This is a genomic window from Cytobacillus mangrovibacter, from assembly GCF_042865275.1.
GTDB classification, from domain to species: domain Bacteria; phylum Bacillota; class Bacilli; order Bacillales; family Cytobacillaceae; genus Cytobacillus; species Cytobacillus mangrovibacter.
The window spans coordinates 221,036-239,143 of record NZ_JBIACJ010000001.1; the positions used below are offsets into that span (position 1 = coordinate 221,036).

At 37.3% G+C, this 18,108-nt stretch carries 16 protein-coding genes; 7 read left to right on the top strand and 9 right to left on the bottom strand.

The annotated features are described in order from the left end of the window. Nucleotides 1-2: 2 nt before the first annotated feature. Nucleotides 3-1,730, top strand: a complete 1,728-nt coding sequence (ade, locus tag ACFYKT_RS01135) for an adenine deaminase (RefSeq protein WP_389215363.1) — start codon at nucleotides 3-5, stop codon at nucleotides 1,728-1,730. Nucleotides 1,731-1,817: 87 nt separating this feature from the next. On the opposite strand, the gene ACFYKT_RS01140 is transcribed toward ade, so the two are convergent. Beyond that, on the bottom strand, nucleotides 1,818-3,536 hold the full coding sequence (locus tag ACFYKT_RS01140) for a glycosyl hydrolase family 18 protein (protein WP_389214225.1): 1,719 nt from the start codon (nucleotides 3,534-3,536) through the stop codon (nucleotides 1,818-1,820). 252 nt (nucleotides 3,537-3,788) lie between these two features. Here ACFYKT_RS01140 and plsY point away from each other — a divergent pair, with 252 nt between their 5' ends. From plsY to ACFYKT_RS01170, 6 genes are all read left to right on the top strand, one after another. Further along, nucleotides 3,789-4,373, top strand: coding sequence for a glycerol-3-phosphate 1-O-acyltransferase PlsY (plsY, locus tag ACFYKT_RS01145; RefSeq protein ID WP_389214228.1), 585 nt, complete (start codon nucleotides 3,789-3,791; stop codon nucleotides 4,371-4,373). A gap of 466 nt (nucleotides 4,374-4,839) precedes the next feature. Next, entirely contained in the window at nucleotides 4,840-5,604 is a 765-nt protein-coding gene (locus ACFYKT_RS01150; protein ID WP_389214232.1) for an ATP-binding protein, read from the top strand. Nucleotides 5,605-5,737: 133 nt separating this feature from the next. Next, nucleotides 5,738-6,901 (top strand): CapA family protein, encoded by a 1,164-nt coding sequence (locus ACFYKT_RS01155; RefSeq protein WP_389214235.1) that lies wholly within the window; start codon nucleotides 5,738-5,740, stop codon nucleotides 6,899-6,901. A 113-nt stretch (nucleotides 6,902-7,014) separates the two neighbouring features. Continuing rightward, nucleotides 7,015-9,114 (top strand): methyl-accepting chemotaxis protein, encoded by a 2,100-nt coding sequence (locus ACFYKT_RS01160; protein WP_389214238.1) that lies wholly within the window; start codon nucleotides 7,015-7,017, stop codon nucleotides 9,112-9,114. A gap of 150 nt (nucleotides 9,115-9,264) precedes the next feature. Continuing rightward, complete coding sequence (locus tag ACFYKT_RS01165; protein ID WP_389214241.1) at nucleotides 9,265-10,077, top strand: CPBP family intramembrane glutamic endopeptidase; 813 nt, start codon at nucleotides 9,265-9,267, stop codon at nucleotides 10,075-10,077. Nucleotides 10,078-10,146: 69 nt separating this feature from the next. Continuing rightward, complete coding sequence (locus tag ACFYKT_RS01170) at nucleotides 10,147-10,437, top strand: HesB/YadR/YfhF family protein (RefSeq protein ID WP_389214244.1); 291 nt, start codon at nucleotides 10,147-10,149, stop codon at nucleotides 10,435-10,437. A 28-nt stretch (nucleotides 10,438-10,465) separates the two neighbouring features. Here the strand turns inward: ACFYKT_RS01170 and ACFYKT_RS01175 are convergent, their stop codons facing one another. From ACFYKT_RS01175 to acnA, 8 genes are all read right to left on the bottom strand, one after another. Then, entirely contained in the window at nucleotides 10,466-10,771 is a 306-nt protein-coding gene (locus tag ACFYKT_RS01175) for a hypothetical protein (protein WP_389214247.1), read from the bottom strand. 44 nt (nucleotides 10,772-10,815) lie between these two features. After that, nucleotides 10,816-11,232, bottom strand: a complete 417-nt coding sequence (locus ACFYKT_RS01180) for an acyl-CoA thioesterase (RefSeq protein WP_389214251.1) — start codon at nucleotides 11,230-11,232, stop codon at nucleotides 10,816-10,818. A 3-nt stretch (nucleotides 11,233-11,235) separates the two neighbouring features. Then, on the bottom strand, nucleotides 11,236-13,572 hold the full coding sequence (locus tag ACFYKT_RS01185; protein WP_389214254.1) for an AAA family ATPase: 2,337 nt from the start codon (nucleotides 13,570-13,572) through the stop codon (nucleotides 11,236-11,238). Between the two features lie 118 nt (nucleotides 13,573-13,690). Continuing rightward, entirely contained in the window at nucleotides 13,691-13,936 is a 246-nt protein-coding gene (gene tlp, locus ACFYKT_RS01190) for a small acid-soluble spore protein Tlp (protein WP_389214257.1), read from the bottom strand. 137 nt (nucleotides 13,937-14,073) lie between these two features. Beyond that, the gene (locus ACFYKT_RS01195; RefSeq protein ID WP_389214259.1) at nucleotides 14,074-14,217 is read right to left on the bottom strand and encodes an acid-soluble spore protein N; all 144 of its coding nucleotides are present in this window, start codon (nucleotides 14,215-14,217) and stop codon (nucleotides 14,074-14,076) included. A gap of 63 nt (nucleotides 14,218-14,280) precedes the next feature. Continuing rightward, a complete protein-coding gene (locus ACFYKT_RS01200) occupies nucleotides 14,281-14,412 on the bottom strand; it encodes an FbpB family small basic protein (protein WP_389214262.1) in 132 nt (43 codons plus the stop codon). 154 nt (nucleotides 14,413-14,566) lie between these two features. Then, nucleotides 14,567-15,100 (bottom strand): peroxiredoxin family protein, encoded by a 534-nt coding sequence (locus ACFYKT_RS01205; protein WP_389214265.1) that lies wholly within the window; start codon nucleotides 15,098-15,100, stop codon nucleotides 14,567-14,569. Between the two features lie 182 nt (nucleotides 15,101-15,282). Beyond that, nucleotides 15,283-17,991 (bottom strand): aconitate hydratase AcnA, encoded by a 2,709-nt coding sequence (gene acnA / locus ACFYKT_RS01210; protein WP_389214268.1) that lies wholly within the window; start codon nucleotides 17,989-17,991, stop codon nucleotides 15,283-15,285. Between the last annotated feature and the right edge of the window lie 117 nt (nucleotides 17,992-18,108).

Genomic DNA, 18,108 nt, shown 5'->3' on the forward strand with positions numbered 1-18,108 from the left:
CCATGGAAATATTAAAGAAAAGGATTGATGTGGCAGCTAAAAGAACGCCCGCTGATCTGGTTATCAAAAATGCCCAAATTGTCAATGTTTTTACTAGAGAGATTTTAGTAGATGATATAGCCATTGTCGATGGCTTTTTCGCAGGAATCGGTGATTTCGAAGGTTTCGAAACGATTGATGCGAATAGGAAATATATTGTACCAGGCTTTATTGATGGCCATGTCCATATTGAATCAGCAATGGTGACTCCTTCCGAGTTTGCGAATGTAGTCCTGCCACATGGCGTAACAACTGTCATTGCCGACCCTCATGAGATTGCTAATGTAAATGGAGTGGAAGGCATTGAATTTATGCTGAATGCTTCAGAAGGAATTCCCCTTGATGTCCTAATGATGCTGCCATCCTGTGTCCCGGCTACTCCATTTGAAAATGCAGGAGCTATACTTGATCATACACAGCTAGAGCCACTGTATAATCATCCAAGAGTTATCGGGCTTGGCGAGGTGATGGATTACCCTTCTGTCCTTCGTAATGACGACAAGATGCTGCATAAACTTACTACTGCACTTTTCAAGGAAAAACATATTGATGGACATGCCGCTGGGGTGGATGCTGATGGGATTAATGTCTATATGGCTGCCGGGATCCGAACAGATCATGAATGTGTAACTGCTGATGAGGCTTTGGAACGCCTGCGCAAAGGGATGTATGTCATGCTGCGCGAGGGTTCAGCCGCAAAAGATTTACTCGCTCTATTGCAAGCTGTGAATGAAAATAATGCAAGAAGATGTTTATTCGTTACAGATGACAAGCATTTGGATGAGTTAATTGAGGATGGTAGTATTGACTATAATATTAAACTAGCAATTAATGATGGACTTGATCCACTTCTAGCAATACAAATCGCCACATTGAATGCAGCAGAATGCTTCGGCTTACGAACAAAAGGGGCGATTGCTCCTGGCTATGAAGCGGATTTCTTAATCATAGATGATCTCCATACAATCAAGATTGACCAAGTATTTAAATCCGGAAAGCTAGTCGCTGAAAACGGCAAGGTCACAAACACTTCTATTTCAAAATTAACACCATCCCCTGCCATCACTGACAGTGTTAAATTACGCCCGATTTCAATGGAGCAATTACAAATAAAAATAGCAAATGAAAGCAAAGCAAATATTATCAAAATCATCCCCAATATGATCGTGACGAAGCATCTAATTGAAAAAGTTGATTCATTAAATGGGCGATTCCAATATAATCTAGAGAAGGATTTATTGAAAATTGCAGTGCTTGAGCGACACAAAATGACTGGTAATATAGGACTTGGTATTATTAAGGGGCTTGGAATTAATAATGGAGCAATCGCTTCGACCGTTGCCCATGATTCTCATAATATTGTTGCTGCTGGGACATCTGACGAAGACATTGTGTACGCCATTACTTTAACGAATGAAATGAAAGGCGGTTTAGTCGTTGTTCAAAATGGTGAACTAGTTGCCTCCCTTCCACTGCCAATTGCCGGTCTAATGTCAGATCAGTCAGCAACTAACATACATGAACGCTTAAAAGAATTAAATCAAGCGTTAATTAAAATTGGCTGCTCAATGGAATTTAATCCCTTTGTTACCTTATCATTCTTAGCCCTTCCTGTTATTCCAGAACTTAAGCTAACTGATATTGGCCTATTTGATGTAAAAGAGTTTAAACATATCGAGGTTGGACTGTAAGAAAGTGAACGAATGAAATGAAAAAAAGTGGTTCCTCATTAATAGGAAACCACTTTTTTCATTTCATATATTTAATCACATTCCAGCTTACTTCTTTGTTATCTGTCCTTCACCTAAAGAAAGTGCCGTCCAAGCAGATTCATTAGCAAAATATCTTGACCAGCTAGCAACACCCGCTAAGTCATATTTCACGGCCATATCTGCCCGTTTGCTTAGAGACAATTCATCTTCTAGCCAGATTTTATATGTTGCTTGTTCTTCTGCTGAATAAAGCTCTGCATAATTTTGTCCACTTGTTTCATCATAAACAGGTGTTAACCCATTTTTCTGCAGCCATTCCTGGACTTTACTCATCGATAGCGCTTGGGATGAAACCTCACCAGTGTCCTTCACTTCCCATAGCCTAGCATATAAAGGAACGCCTAAAATTAGATGGTCATTCGGGACAATTTCCAATAGCTTTTGTAAGTTTGTTTCTACCCATGGCAAGCTTGCGACACTTCCAGCATTCGGAGACGATCCCCAATGCTCGTCATAAGCCATAACAATCAGATAATCTACCAAACTTGCAAGCTTATCTCTTTCATAAAAGGCAGACCAATTGCCTCCAGCAATAAATGTGATGTCCATGGAAACAGTTAGACCAGCCTCATGGAAATAAGGAACTGCTTCGCGGACAAATTGAGTAATTAGTGGACCGTCGTCTTGATTCACGTTTTCAATATCAAGATTAATTCCATTCAATTGATATATTTGACTAAAATGCAGGAGCTGACGAATCATCTTCTGCCTAGTTTCAAAGTTTTTGAAAGCTTCATGTGTTAACCCTGGATCAAAGGCATTAGAGAACAATCCCCAAACCTGATAGCCCTGCTTTTGCGCCCAAGTTACAAAATCTAGGGAACCAAGATTCTTTATCGCTCCTGTCTCATCCCCTAATTCAAACCATGTTGGTGATATGACATTAACACCAGGCATTTGAGGAATTTTGGCCGTATCTGGATTTTTAGAGTAAACAGCCTCCCAAGTCAGTTGAATGGGACCTTCGATTTTTGGTACATGAACCTCTTCTTTTTTATGAGTAATAGTAATTGTTTCCTTCCTGTTCTCAGAAACAAAATCCTTTTTTAAATAGCCAGCATTCCCATTTTCTTTTCTAACAAAATAGTAATCTCCCTTTTCCCCTTCGATCGTCAATTTCTCTTCTTGCAAAGCTTGATCTGTATAAGGAGATTGTAAATCAGCGTCCGTTCGTAAGCGAAGCTTTTCCTCGTGTACTTTTTTATTCGTCACTACTCCATGAACGATTTCCTGAGCATCTTTTTTTATAGATATCGCATTTGTTTCTGGTAAAATCGTATATTCAATTGGATAATAAGCCAATATTGGTTCGATGGCTACATACTTTTCCCCTTCTTTCACCTTAAAAACAGAAAAATGTAATTGAACAGGCTCTTCATTCACATAATAGGTGAGAGACTCTGACGGCATTTGCACAACCTTATTTTTCGTGGTTATGATAATGGAATTGGATTTTTCGTCAAAAGTAATCGCATCATCTATATACTCCTTCAAGAAGGTGTAGGGCATATAAATGCTCTCCCCTTCAATCATTGCATTTCCTGCCTGTTTGCCTTCGATTAAAATGGGGTTATCTCCTTTAAAATAAGATTCTTTCTCAGAAGATGCAAATGGATATAATAATAGAAAAACACTTGAAATAATTAATAAACAAGCAATCAAAAGTCCAGCAATGATCCAACCTTTTGCAAGGGAATTTGATTTATGATATTCAACACGAGCCATTCTTCATTCCCTCCTTAAAACTATCGTAGCGAAAAAAGCGATAAATGAAAAGTAATTTAGCAATCTATTTTCCGCTTCCCCCTTAACAAACGAAAATAGGGCATAGAAAGTTTCATTGTTTCAATTTAAAGCAAGATAATTCCATTCGGCATTTGCACATTCTGGGCAACTAATTACGATTGGACATGGTGTTTTTCGTTTTCATCATGGTACAATATAATAACGGTATTCAAAGTTAGAAGGAGAGTTTTTATGGTAACATACGGGATAATCATTGTACTAGCATATTTAATTGGCTCTATTCCATCTGGGTTAATTGTCGGGAAGGTTTTCCATGGAATTGATATTCGTGAACATGGAAGCGGAAATTTAGGTGGAACAAATTCATTTCGAACTTTAGGTATAAAGTCAGGGATGGCTGTAACAATTGCTGATATTTTAAAGGGAACCATTGCAGTTTTACTTCCAATCATTTTCTGCCCTGATATGCATCCGCTCATTGCAGGTGTTTTTGCTGTTATCGGTCATATGTACCCCATTTTTGCAGGATTTAAAGGTGGAAAAGCTGTAGCTACATCTGGAGGCATTCTTTTGGGTTATGCCTTTCCTATGTTTCTCATTATGGTTCTTGTCTTTTTTGTTTGCTTATACATTACGAAATATGTATCCCTTGCATCTATGCTTGCAGCAGTAGTTTCAGTTATTTATTCACTCATTGTCTGGGATATTCCACTCATCATTGTCTGTGCCATCCTAGCCTTTTTTGTTATTTACCGGCATCGAGCCAATATTCAGCGGATCATTAATAAAAATGAACCAAAAATTAAATGGCTGTAATTCAATTTTAGTTAGATTATTACATATAAGCACAGCGGACATTACTGCTGTGCTTTTTTTTGTCTTCTCTATGTGAAAAATAAATGGTCGGTCTGATTTATTGAATAAGCCTTTATGTACGAAGTAATAACCAGCGCAGTGAAATGAAGCAGACCGACATTTACATACTCGGTTGTGAGCAGATGCAAATGAATGCTTTTAGGGGTTCTCCTCATTTCACTAAAATATGACTTTTCTCACGTTCGAATTAAAGTTATTATTGTTCGTTATTGATAACCAATTAATAATCTTGTATACTTATAGTAAGAAAGTCTTATTTTTTCCTTTTTCTATTCCTTACAGTGAAAATATTACATAACTGAACATTAAATGATTTTTTTCGTCATAGATTAGACAGAAAAGAAATTTTTCTTGTCACTTGTTCACTTCACTTTTTAAGAAATTAGGATAGTAAGGATGATTAATTATGAGCCAGCCAAATCCACAATTAATGGAAAAGGGAATGGAAGTTGAAAAAGAGTCAATCGAAATGGGGAAAGAGGCTAACAGCCTTCAATATTTAGAACATATCAACACACTTGCTGCTGGAATTGCCCATGAGATTAGAAACCCATTAACAACCGTAAAGGGATTTCTTCAACTATTAAGACCTCATTTATACGAAATTGGAAAAGAACAATATGCAGATATTGCCATAGACGAATTAAACAGGGCAAATGATCTCATCTTCGAATTCTTAAATGCAACGAAACCCCAAATGAATAAAAAGGAAATCGTTTCTATAAACAAATTGATCAAAGATATTGGTCGATTATATGAAAGCGAAGCCTTGCTTCATAATATTGTCTTAAATATTACACTAGCAGACAGCAATCCTGCCGTTTTAGCAGGAGGATTGCAATTGAAACAAGTATTCATCAATATCTTGAAAAATTCTATTGATGCAATTATAGCAAACAGCGATCCAATTTCTGGTCAAATTAATCTCCTCGTAAAAGAAGAAGATCATTCTGTATGTATAATCATGAATGATAATGGCTGTGGAATGACAGAAGAAACATTAAAAAACTTGTTTATGCCATTTTATACAACCAAAAAGACTGGTACAGGTATTGGACTACCCATTTGCAAGAAAATCATTGAAGAACATTCGGGTCAAATATTAATCAGCAGTATCCAAGGAAAAGGGTCCACATTTAAGATTCTTCTCCCCCTACACATTGCTGATTAACAAGAATATACGTTTAGCGGCGCCCAAGGGTGGCCGCTTTTTCTATGAGAAAATATTGGAATTTGAAAATCATAGAGATAAATTCCTATTTTTATATTATAGTAAATTAAAACCAACTAATAAGGAGCAAGCTATGAAACGAAAGAAATCACTCCTATTCTCTTTATTTCTATGTACAGCATTAGTCTTCCTATCTTCCTATCTTATGATTCATATGTATAAAGAAATGAAAGTAAAAGAGTTTGTCCTATTGCCTTTTCAAGCACATAAATCAAAGCAAACACTTGTTGAAGCAAAATCCTTCAGTGAAACAATCACACTTGGTGCAATTGGTGATATTCTCATTCATGATTGGGTATATAATGATGCGAAAACAGAAACCGGCTATAACTTTATCCCCATGTTCCAGCACATAAAGCCAACTCTTCAAAAGCCCGACCTCTTACTTGCCAATCAGGAAACAATTCTTGGTGGTAATGAGATTGGAATTTCTAGTTACCCAACATTCAATAGTCCCCAAGAGGTTGGTGATGCTTTAATAGATGCTGGAGTCGACATCGTCTCCACCGCAAATAACCATTCCCTTGATAAAGGCGAAAAAGGATTGATTGCTTCCCTTAAATATATGGATAAAATTGGCCTCCCAAATGTTGGGACCTATCGAAATATAACTGATAAGCAACAATTGCAAGTATTGAATAAAAATGGGATTAAAATTGCTTATTTATCTTACACATATGGAACGAATGGAATTCCAGTCCCTAAAGGGAAAGAATATCTTGTTAATTTGATAGATAAGGAAGCAATGAAAGAGGAAATTTCTCGTGCAAAGAAACAAGCAGATGTTATTGTCATGAGCATTCATTGGGGAAATGAATATCAGCGTTTCCCTACCGCTGAACAGAAAGAAATAGCACAGTTCCTTGTTGACGAAGGAGTGGATATCATTTTCGGACATCACCCTCACGTACTGCAGCCGATGGAATGGCGGAATGCGGCAGATGGGAGCCAATCTCTTGTCGTCTATTCTTTAGGGAACTTCATTTCAGGTCAAAATAAAAATTACAAAGACATCGGTGGAATGGCAACCATTCAGGTTACAAAAACGATTGACAAGGACGGAATCAAAATTAGTTTAGCTAACCCAGATTTCCATCCAACCTATGTATATAAAATAAATCGAATACGTAATTATCGTGTCGTTCCTTTACAAGATGCTAGCAAGTTTGAATTGGAAAATGCACAAAAGAAATATGAAGAAATTCAACAGCATATGTTAGGACAGTTATACAAGTAACATTTTAGAAAAAGTTATATAACTTTCGAAATTTCCTAATAGTCTATCTTTCCTATATATTATAATAAAAGTATGATAGAAAAGTTTGATAGGTGTTTTAGGGGGGATGTTCAATGTCACTAAAAACGAAGTTAATTGTCGGAGTTTTATCGACAATGGTGCTTATTTTGGCAGTTAGCTCAGGCTTTACCTATATTTCTGTTTCACTCTTCTCCAAAAATGGGAAGGAATTAACAACTGGGCTATCAGCTGATGCCATGCAGGATGTAAGTGGGTTTGCAGATCATTATGCGGGTACTTTGACCTACCATGAGACTAAAAATGTAAAAAGCTCGATCAATGAAGTTATTTCTCGAGCAAAAAGTGATTTAGCAACTATTTCAAGATTTAATGAGGTGTATTCCGAACAACCTGATGATCTAGCCTTATTATTTGAAAAAATTGCAGGTCAAAATGAATTAAATACGAGTATATACCTTGGAACAGAAGAAAAGGATTTTACCATTTACCCTACGGATTACCCGTTACCGGCCGATTATGATCCCACAACTAGACCATGGTACACCCTTGCTAAAGAGGGTGAAAAGGATAAGGAGCCATTCTATATTACAGATGCTTATCTTGATGCAGGAACGGATAATTACTTAGTAACCGTTAGCATGCCTCTGTATAGAAACGGTCAATTCTATGGCGTACTTGGGATCGATCTTTCCCTTGAGAAACTAACCACATACATTGCTGGTGCAAAGGTCGGTAGCACGGGCTACGTTATTTTAACTGATAAAGATGGCTCTCTTCTTGCCTACAAGGATAAAGAACTTGTCATTAAAAATGAAAATATTTCTTCCTTGCCTATTTTTAAAGAGAAAAATAATGGGAACACTTATTTAGATATTGACCAAGTGACATATGTTAGTGATAAAGATGAAGAAACTGGCTGGGAGATCTTTTCTGTCATTACTCAGGAGGAAATTAAGTCCTTCTCAAATCAAATCTCTCAAAATATGAGCCATCGAATTGAAGAGGCAGATGAAAATTTACAATCTATTTTCACAAAGTTATTATCGATTCAGGTTGTAGTTATCATTATTTTACTTATTATCTCGGTTATTATTAGCCTCTTTTTTGCTAAGTATTTTATCGGTCCAATTAAGAAGTTATCAGACTTCTTAAAGGAAGTTGCTGATGGAAACTTAACACAGAAAATGGATGTAAAGTCAAAAGATGAAATTAGCACTTTATTTATTTCTGTGAATCATATGGTTGACAGTTTAAGAAATATGGCTAATAAAATGAACCAATTGATACAAGAGGTGGAAAAGGATTCGGAGGTTCTAAAGGACCAAGCAAGTGTAACAACACATGTGGCCAATACCGTAAGCTCTGCAATGGATGAAGTAGCTAGTGGCTCTGAACAGCTTGCTGAAGACATGATTAATATATCAAGTCATGTCGAAAATAATGATCGTGCTGTACAAGCAATGTCAGAAAGAATCAGCAAAATTGTCAAACAGGCTCATGAAACAAAATCAGTGACAGCTGAAGGTCAAACAGCAATGGAAAATATGAGCAATAAAATGAATAGCATCGTTTCCCAATCAGTTGATTCTACTTCCATTATGAAAGAGCTTGATCACAAGCTTCAAGCCATTAATAATATTACAACTTTAATTCAGGATATTGCTGAACAAACAAACCTCCTCTCACTTAACGCTTCGATTGAAGCTGCAAGAGCTGGTGAGCAAGGGCGAGGATTTGCAGTTGTTGCACAGGAAGTAAAAAAGCTTGCTGAACAAAGCAGTGACTCTGTCGGCAAAATCTCCAGACTAATTTCTGAAATACAAGAGGATTCTTCAAAGGCCTTAAACAATATTGACCTAGGAAGACTCTCAGCCGTACAAGGGGCTGAGATGGTGAAAGGTACAGCTAGCAGTTATACTAATATGTTTGGTTTTATTGAAAGCTTAGCTAAGGATATTGAAGAAATTGCAGGAGCAAGCGACACTCTTTCAACTAGCAGCCAATCTATTTCTACCTCAGTAGATAGTGTTATTGCTATTTCCGAACAAACATCTGCGGGTGTAGAGGAAGTAACAAGTATGACCGAAGAACAACAGCACTCTGTTCATGAGGTTAAGGTCATTTCCGAGAACCTGCATAAGCTAACCTTTGAACTGAGAGAATTAATTAAGCATTTTAAAACAGCTGAATAGGAATGAAGTAGCCTAATTTCTCACTAACGAGAAATTAGGCTATTTTTCTTTCCGCATATATTCCTAATAGAATGAAAGTGTTGAAGGGAGAAAAAGCAGGGTAAAAGTGGTAAAATAACTTGATAGCTATTTGAAGGAGTGAACATAATCGTGACTTCAGTAAAGCAAAACAAGATTCTATCCTATTTACAGCTTTTATTATTTATTATCATTATTGTCATTGTTCAATACAAACTGTTCACTGCTGCTTTTATCCTTCTTTTTGGATTTATCCTTTATTTAGCGATCTTTGCGAAACAAAAACGAGTGTTTCAATGGAGTTTAGCAGCCTATATCATCGGCTACATATGTTACCTTATTGGGGATCGTCTCATTGACACCCTCCCTTACCATGTAAATATATTGATGATTCTTAGCCGCTGTTTATTGTTATTTCCTATTACATTCATGTTTTATGTTTCGAGAAAATTTAGTGAGAAGCCAATGCTGTATTGGGCATTTCCACATTGGCATGCAAAAATAGCATTTCCTTTTATTTGGAGTGGTTTTCACTCCATTTCGATTAAGCGATTTTTACTCATAGCGATAAGTATAAATATCGCTATCTTTATGCCCTTTATCTTAAAATCAAATCTTAGTATTAGTTTCCATCTCCTCCTCTTCCTACTATTCTTTTCGATAATTAATGGACTATTGGAAGAGATATTATGGAGAGGGATCATACTAACTAGCATGGTCAATCTAGCTGGTGAAAAAGCAGCTTTGCTTTTTTCAGGCATGGCCTTTGGTCTATCACACTTAATACTCGGATACTCCATTCCAGCTTGTCTTGGTTTTGCCATTGGCGGTTTCTTCTATGCGGGCATCACGATTCGTTCAGGAAGTCTTCTTCCCGCAATAATCTGGCATATTGTATTTAATTGCCTTATGATCATGAGTGGAATGATACCTTTTATTGAATAAGGGTATATTAGAGTGCAATGATTTATTTATGAAAAAATGAACTTGAATTGCTTAAAGGAGGATTTTCCGTTGAAAATATTTATTAATGAGCAAGCAGCTAATTGGTATAAAAATGAACTGGGGCTAAGTACAGGCGATCATGTACGGTTTTTTGCCCGATATGGCGGTCATAGTACTGTCCAGCAGGGATTTTCGTTAGGTATTTCGAATGAAGAGCCACTTGATGCTGGCACAACAACCACTCAAGATGGAATCACCTATTATATTGAGCAGAAAGATATGTGGTATTTTGATAACCATAATCTCTATGTTGAATTTAATGAAAAAGCACAGGAGCCCGTATTTATATATGAAAAGTAACAAAAAAAGAGTTACCAGACATGATCTGCTAACTCTTTTTTCGTTCCCAAATATGCTCTTCTAGCCCTTCCTCTTGCAATATCTTTATTTGATGTTCTCCAATAAGGTCAAAATGAGTATAGCCGTCTTTTCGACTATGTATCCATTCGGGTCGTAAACCATGCTTCTTTCCCCATTTGATGAGGTGATTCAAATCGTTACAGCCTACCTTCGTCACCGTTTTATACCCGGGAAAGCGGTCATCTATCCAATAATGTGTTAAGAAGGCCAGCTCGCCCTGATCAATTTTCGACTTCCATTCTTGGATATCTTTTTTCTTCAAACCGAATGCCACAGCTTACACCCCCAATCCTAGCAATGTAGGCATACTTCTGCTGGTTATTTCTTTGCTTTTTCATAAGCATTATGCAAATCAGGATATTTTTTCCTAATTGAAAGTGGACGGAAGGAGTCCTTTTTCACACACACATGCTTTGAAAGCCCAGTAACAGCTAAGTCCCCTTCATCATTAAAAATTTCATACCCATAATTGACACGTAAGCCGTCATACTCATCAATCCATGTTTTCACAATTGCCGTTTGTCCATAAAGAAGCGGTTTTTTATACGATGCTTGAATATCCAATACAGGAGATAAGATCCCATCCTTCTCCAAGTCAGCATAATTAAAGCCTAAATCTTTAATTATCTGGGTGCGCCCTAATTCCATCCAAACCAGGTAATTAGCATGGTATACAACACCCATTTGATCTGTCTCAGCATATCTGACTTCAATTTCCCTTGTTGAAACAAACATTCTTTATTCCCCTTTTCCTATTCTAAAAATAGCAGCTTCAAAATCTGCTTTTTCTAAGTAATTCACTTTTTCCAATCGATTCACTTCATTTTCTTCGCGCATTAATCGAGTCGCTTGAAACTGAATCGCTTCATCTGTGACATTCGTTGCAAATCGGCCATTCCCATTTATAGTGAGTTTAGCTAATGACTCTTTGAGGAAAGTCAGTGCTTCTGAAGTCAATTTATATTGATAAAGTGTTGCATAATTCATGATAATTTGAAGCAATTCTTCATTTGAATAATCATTAAATTGAAAGAACTTCTTAAATCTTGATTTTAAACCTGGATTGCTCATAAGTAATTCATTCATTTCTTTCGGATAACCAGCCAAAATGACAACTAGATTTTCATTATGCTTCGTCATTTCATCGACAAGCGTATTAACCACTTCCTTGCCAAAATCACCTTGAGTAGCAGAAAGCAATGAATAAGCTTCATCAATAAAGAGAACTCCGCCAAGCGCTTCCCGAATCATCTTTTTTGTTTTGATAGCCGTTTGCCCCACATACCCAGCAACAAAGTCTGCCCTGCTAGTAACGACTAAATGTCCTCTTTTCAGCATGCCACATTCCTTCAGGAGCTCTGCATAAATTTTGGCGACCGTAGTCTTTCCGGTTCCAGGATTGCCAGTAAAGACTGAATGAAGCTGAATTGGAACGACTGGCAATCCTTTCTCTCTCCTTATTTGCTGTATTTTCACAAAAGAAATCAGGATATTTACTTCACTTTTAATTGATTCCAGTCCAATTAACTGCTCTAATTGTTCTCGTGGATTCAATGCCTTCTCTTGCACATCTTCCTCAAAATCCTCTTTATCAAGCAAGGTATATGTCAAAATAGGTTTTTCCTTTGAAAATTGTGCCCCTTTTTTAAAAATGGCATCTAAGATTAAATCATGGACTGTTCGTGCATTGCCAAACGTATCATCCACTCGTTCCTTTTCAAGCCTTTTTTCGAGCTCCTGCTTTGCATCTTCAGTCATAACATAATCATTATCCGTCGCAAGTTTCTCTGCAATTTGGATCAGTTCCGCATTCGAATAATTTGGAAGCTGGATATGATTCGAGTGTGGAAAGCGACTTCTTAATCCAGGATTGGCATCCAGAAACTGCCTCATCTCATCTGGATAACCTGCTAATATTACCGCGAATTTCCCGCTATATTCTGGACCAGTCATTAATGAAACAAGAGTATCGATCGCCGTTTGCCCATAATCATTTCCTGTTTGCCCTTCTCTTTTGAGACTGTAGGCTTCATCAATAAAGAGTACTCCTCCAAGAGCTTTCTCCACCATTAAGCGCACGTTTTCCTCTGTTTGACCTACAAATGCACCAACAAGCTGGGAGCGATCTGCTTCAACCACTTCCTCGCGCGGAAGAACTCCGAGCTTATGGTAAATTTTAGCCAGTAAACGCGCAATTGTTGTTTTCCCAGTCCCTGGATTACCAGTTAAAACCATGTTTAGACTCATTTCATCCTTTACTTGAAATCCGAGGTTTTTTCGTTCCTTTTGATAGGTAAGAAATCGATAATAATCATTTACTCTCTTCTTAACATGTTCAAGCCCAATCATGTTCTCTAACTCTTCAAGTGGATTCAAATCTAATTCTGTTTCCTCTTTCTCATCAAGAAATAATTGCGCCCATTCTTTTTTCAAAGCATCTATTCGATCTAAGTGCTTCTTCATATCACTGTAATAAGTTGAAGTATAGAATACACCTGCAATCGATTGATCATATTCTTCCGATGCTTTTAAGAGCAATGCTGTTTCTTCTATAACCTCTTCTAATAGCAGAATCATCTTTTCATGCACTTGCTGCAAGCTAAGATCGTTTCTTTTTCGGGCACTCTCTTTTCCTTTTTGTAATTGATCTCTTTCTACATCAGCATGATCAAGGAATTGCTGACAAATTAGCAGAAATTGCTCCGATGTTTTTTTCTTTGCCTGCCTGTTATCTGTTTCCCTTAATGGCGGGAAAGTTAATCCCTCAAAAACCCCAACCTTTTTCTTCCATTCAAATTGTGCCAGTAACTCAGAAGCTCTTTCATTATTTGGATTTAATTGATGAGACTTCTTTAGCCATGCTAAGCTTAATGAATCCTGCTTTAATTTATTCATTCTAGATAGCGAGGCAATGGTTAACAGCTCAGAAACGAGCTTATGATCTACATTCTCATCTAAAGACTTGATCGTAGATAATAATTCTGCTTCATTATTTATGTACTTATTCTGACTTAATTCCTTTTCCCATATCTGCCATTTTTCAATAATTGATTGATGCTGTCGTTGTTTATCCATGTTCTCACACTTCTTCTTTTCAATTTCCATACTTATCATATCATATTTATCTTCATCCCTTATAGCAAAAGACCTGTCCAAATGGATCAGGCCTTATTTATATTTATCTTTTTAATTGTTATTCTTGAAATCCATTTTGACGAGCTTGGCTCTCGTCTTCAATTTCAGAACGAAGTGAATTTAGGCTTTCTTTCCGTCTTTCGTTCTTCGCTTCAATTTTTGCACGTTCTTCAGCATTGGAGAATTCTAGTGTCTCTTCTGCTTCTTGCATATTTTCCATTGTATTTTGAACCATTGTTTGTAATTTTTCAACATTATCACTGCGGTCATCTGGATTTGGTTTGTTAGGATAAGCCATTTTCATATTCCTCCTGAGATTCGTTTTAGTAATACGAAATTAGTTTGTGAATTCAGAGGAAAAATATCAATAGAAAAGAATGGTGTTTTTGCAAACAAAAAACCACCGTAGATACTCTAACGGTGGGTAAAATCATAGAATTCTTATTCACCTTTTGTTTGCATCACTTGCGGCACTCCTGCTGTGTTACTCTGCATTTTCTTACCTTTGTTGCCTCCAGAGCCACGGGGCTGTGTACCAATATGGTTTGGATTGAATTTTCTTGAATCCCTTTTTGGATTACTCATAAAATATCCCTCCTCCATTTAAGTATTGCCATTCGAGGGGGGATTCATTTATTGAAAATATTGTTATTCTGCTTTATTCAGCCGCTTCTGTTCTAGTCTTGCTTCAATTTTCTCCATAGCAGCTTGATCTTTTAATATTTGACGTTTATTTTCTGAAACTAGATCGGCGAATGAACGTTTTCTTGGCTTTCTCATTAGTTATTTCACCTTCCTTTAATCCTATATTAACAGTTATTATTAACAAAAACCTTTGTAATTATTACAACTTTTTGAAAATTTATTTGATTATAGTGATTTATCTCTGTTACAGCAAAAAAGCATTAGCTTTTTTGCTAATGCTTTAAAGGGATTACAAGCCTGATTGCTTCTCCATCAATTCTATTGACATAGCACTTAAATGCTTATACGTAATAACTCCTTTTTCATCAATGAAAAAAGTCGTTGGAATGGTAAGAATTTTATATAGCTTACTAACTCGATCCTTTTCGTCTAGAAGAATTGGAAAACTAGCATTCATTTCCTTTGCAAAACCTGCTACATCATTTTCGGGATCAATATTCACTGCAAGAATAACCACTTTATCTCCTTGTTCAGTATAGAACTTTTGCATGTCGGGTATTTCTTTCTTACATGGCGGACACCAGGTTGCCCAGAAATTTAACATGACTTTTTGTCCTGCATAATCGGATAGCTTCACCGTTTCCCCGGCTAAATTTTTCAGTTCAAAGTCTGGTGCCTTTAACCCCACTCCTAGCCCTGGCAGATCTTCTGTCTGAATAGATGTACTATTTAACACTTGTTTGTCGTCTTTTTCCATCGCTTGTACAATTACGACCGTCATTAAACCAAATAAAAAAACTGCAGCTATAATTTTCTTTATCATGCTGTTCATCACCTTTATCATCCTATTTAACCGTATTGTAACCTAGCCAAAAAGAAAAAATAAGGCTTAATACAATAAAAAGCAATTTAAACATGTGACAATCTTGTAAACAAAAGTGTAATAAAAAAAGCATGTGACTTCTAAAAAGAAATCACATGCTTTTACAATTAGAGTTGGCTAATTTAGTTGGCTAATTTTTCACGAAGAACCATTTGCAGGATTCCGCCGTGACGGTAGTAATCAATTTCTACTTCTGAATCAAAACGTACAAGAACTTCAAAAGTTTTCTTGTTTCCATCTTCATCCGTAGCTGTTACTTGCAGTAGATCACGTGGTTTAACATTTTCATCTACTTGAACATCGATTGTTTCTTTGCCAGTTAGACCGAGTGTTTCAGCACTTTCGCCATCCTTGAATTGAAGTGGAAGAACACCCATTAATACAAGGTTTGAACGGTGAATACGCTCATAGCTTTCAGCGATAACTGTTTTGATGCCTAAAAGGTTTGTACCTTTAGCAGCCCAGTCACGTGAAGAACCCATTCCATAATCTTTACCAGCTAGAACAACAAGACCAGTGCCATCTTCTTTGTACTTCATGCAAGCATCAAAGATAGATGTAACTTCACCAGTTGGCCAGTAAGTTGTGAATCCACCTTCTGTACCTGGTGCAATTTGGTTGCGGATACGGATGTTTGCGAATGTTCCACGCATCATGACTTCATGGTTTCCACGACGAGATCCGTAAGAGTTAAAGTCACGTACTTCTACACCGTTTTCACGCAGATATTTTCCAGCAGGTGTATCTTTTCCGATTGCACCAGCAGGAGAAATATGGTCAGTCGTCACAGAATCACCGAATTTTCCAACCACGCGTAAACCATTTAATGGCTTAACTTCTTCTGGATCAGGCTTCAAGCCTTCGAAGAATGGTGGATTCTGGATATAGGTGGACGTATCATCAAAAGTGTAAAGCGGTTCATTGCTTGTCTGAATTTTATTCCAAAGATCATTATCACCAAATACATTTGCATACTCAGTACGGAATAAATCAGGTGTTACGGTACGCTTTACAACTTCATTGATTTCAGCAGTAGTTGGCCAAATATCTTTGAAGAATACATCGTTTCCGTCTTTATCTTTACCAATTGCTTCATTCTGAAGGTCAATATCAACAGTTCCAGCTAGCGCATAAGCAACAACTAACGGCGGAGAAGCCAGATAGTTCGCTTTCACAAGCGGATGGATACGTCCTTCAAAGTTACGGTTACCAGAAAGAACAGAAGTAACAAGAAGATCATTTTCTGCTACTGCTTTTTCAATTTCTTCTTTTAAAGGACCAGAGTTACCGATACATGTTGTACAGCCGTAACCTACAAGGTTAAAGCCAAGCTGATCAAGATATGGAAGCAGCCCTGAATCACGAAGATATCCTGTTACTACTTTTGATCCTGGTGCTAAAGAAGTTTTCACAAACTTAGGAACTTCCATGCCAAGTTCAACTGCTTTTTTCGCAACTAAACCAGCACCTACAAGTACATAAGGATTAGATGTGTTTGTACAGCTTGTAATCGCTGCGATAGCAACTGCTCCTGTTTTCATTTGAGTAGTATCGCCATTATTGAAGTTCACTGTTACTTCTTTGTCGATTTCCTTCTCATCTAGACCAAAGCCTTGGTTTCCTTGAGGTGCTGTAAGAGCTGCATTGAATTCTTTCTGCATTGCTGAAAGTGGAATTAAATCTTGTGGACGCTTTGGACCAGAAAGATTAGCTTCAATTTCAGAAAGATCGATTTCAACAACATTTGTATAAACTGGCTCAAGTGCAGGATCAAAGAATAATCCATTTTCCTTGCTATATGTTTCAACCACTTTAATTTGTTCTTCAGAACGTCCTGTCAGGCGCATATATTCAAGAGATTCAGCGTCTACTGGGAAGAATCCGCAAGTTGCTCCGTATTCAGGTGCCATGTTCGCAATAGTTGCTCGGTCTGCAAGCGGCAATGCCGGAACACCAGGACCATAGAACTCGACAAATTTGCCAACTACACCGTGAGAACGAAGTACTTGTGTAACTTTTAACGCAAGGTCAGTTGCAGTTGCACCATCTGGAAGCTCGCCCGTTAATTTAACCCCAACAACTTCAGGCACTGGGAAGTATGAAGGCTGTCCAAGCATACCAGCTTCTGCCTCAATTCCACCTACACCCCATCCAAGTACACCAATACCGTTAATCATTGTTGTGTGGGAGTCAGTACCAACTAATGTATCAGGGAAAGCTTCGAATTCCCCATCTTCATTTTCAATTGCATGAACAACATTAGCTAAGAACTCTAAGTTTACTTGGTGAACGATCCCTGTTGCAGGCGGAACAGCACGATAGTTATCAAATGCTTTTTGCGCCCAGCTTAGGAATTGGTAACGTTCCGCATTACGTTCGAATTCAAGCTCCATATTCAATCCTAATGCTTCGGCAGTACCAAACTTATCCACCTGAACAGAGTGGTCAATAACAAGGTCAACTGGCTTAAGTGGATTGATTTTGTCTGGATCTCCACCCATATCTGCCATTGCCTTACGAAGGGATGCAAGATCAACTACTGCAGGCACGCCTGTAAAGTCTTGCAGGATAACGCGAGAAGGCTTGAATGGTACATCAACTTCCTTCACTTCGCTAGTTCCCCATTTTGCTAAGTTTTCAACATGTTCTTGTGTAATGACACGTCCATCATATTGACGAAGAACAGATTCTAATAATACTTTAATTGAATAAGGTAATTTCGATACGTTACCTACACCAGCCTCTTCAAGAGCGCCTAAATGATAATAGTGATAACGTTTCCCGTCTAGTTCAAATGATTTACGGGATTTAAAAACATCATTTTTTGCCATGGGTATGTCCCCCTTTTACAATTTTACATGTGAATGAATTTAGATAATTGTCGAAAAGTTGAAATTTTCTTCTATCCTAACTTTTCTCACAATTCTTATCTTAATACAACCTTCTCT

What these genes read in the sequence shown, in the direction of transcription:
- ade (WP_389215363.1), top strand. Translation starts at nt 3, where the DNA reads ATGGAAATATTAAAGAAAAGGATTGATGTGGCAGCTAAAAGAACGCCC.
- ACFYKT_RS01140 (WP_389214225.1), bottom strand. Translation starts at nt 3,536, where the DNA reads ATGGCTCGTGTTGAATATCATAAATCAAATTCCCTTGCAAAAGGTTGG.
- ACFYKT_RS01200 (WP_389214262.1), bottom strand. Translation starts at nt 14,412, where the DNA reads ATGAGAAAGCCAAGAAAACGTTCATTCGCCGATCTAGTTTCAGAAAAT.
- tlp (WP_389214257.1), bottom strand. Translation starts at nt 13,936, where the DNA reads ATGAAAATGGCTTATCCTAACAAACCAAATCCAGATGACCGCAGTGAT.
- ACFYKT_RS01150 (WP_389214232.1), top strand. Translation starts at nt 4,840, where the DNA reads ATGAGCCAGCCAAATCCACAATTAATGGAAAAGGGAATGGAAGTTGAA.
- ACFYKT_RS01205 (WP_389214265.1), bottom strand. Translation starts at nt 15,100, where the DNA reads ATGATAAAGAAAATTATAGCTGCAGTTTTTTTATTTGGTTTAATGACG.
- ACFYKT_RS01185 (WP_389214254.1), bottom strand. Translation starts at nt 13,572, where the DNA reads ATGGATAAACAACGACAGCATCAATCAATTATTGAAAAATGGCAGATA.
- ACFYKT_RS01195 (WP_389214259.1), bottom strand. Translation starts at nt 14,217, where the DNA reads ATGAGTAATCCAAAAAGGGATTCAAGAAAATTCAATCCAAACCATATT.
- plsY (WP_389214228.1), top strand. Translation starts at nt 3,789, where the DNA reads ATGGTAACATACGGGATAATCATTGTACTAGCATATTTAATTGGCTCT.
- ACFYKT_RS01180 (WP_389214251.1), bottom strand. Translation starts at nt 11,232, where the DNA reads ATGTTTGTTTCAACAAGGGAAATTGAAGTCAGATATGCTGAGACAGAT.
- acnA (WP_389214268.1), bottom strand. Translation starts at nt 17,991, where the DNA reads ATGGCAAAAAATGATGTTTTTAAATCCCGTAAATCATTTGAACTAGAC.
- ACFYKT_RS01155 (WP_389214235.1), top strand. Translation starts at nt 5,738, where the DNA reads ATGAAACGAAAGAAATCACTCCTATTCTCTTTATTTCTATGTACAGCA.
- ACFYKT_RS01160 (WP_389214238.1), top strand. Translation starts at nt 7,015, where the DNA reads ATGTCACTAAAAACGAAGTTAATTGTCGGAGTTTTATCGACAATGGTG.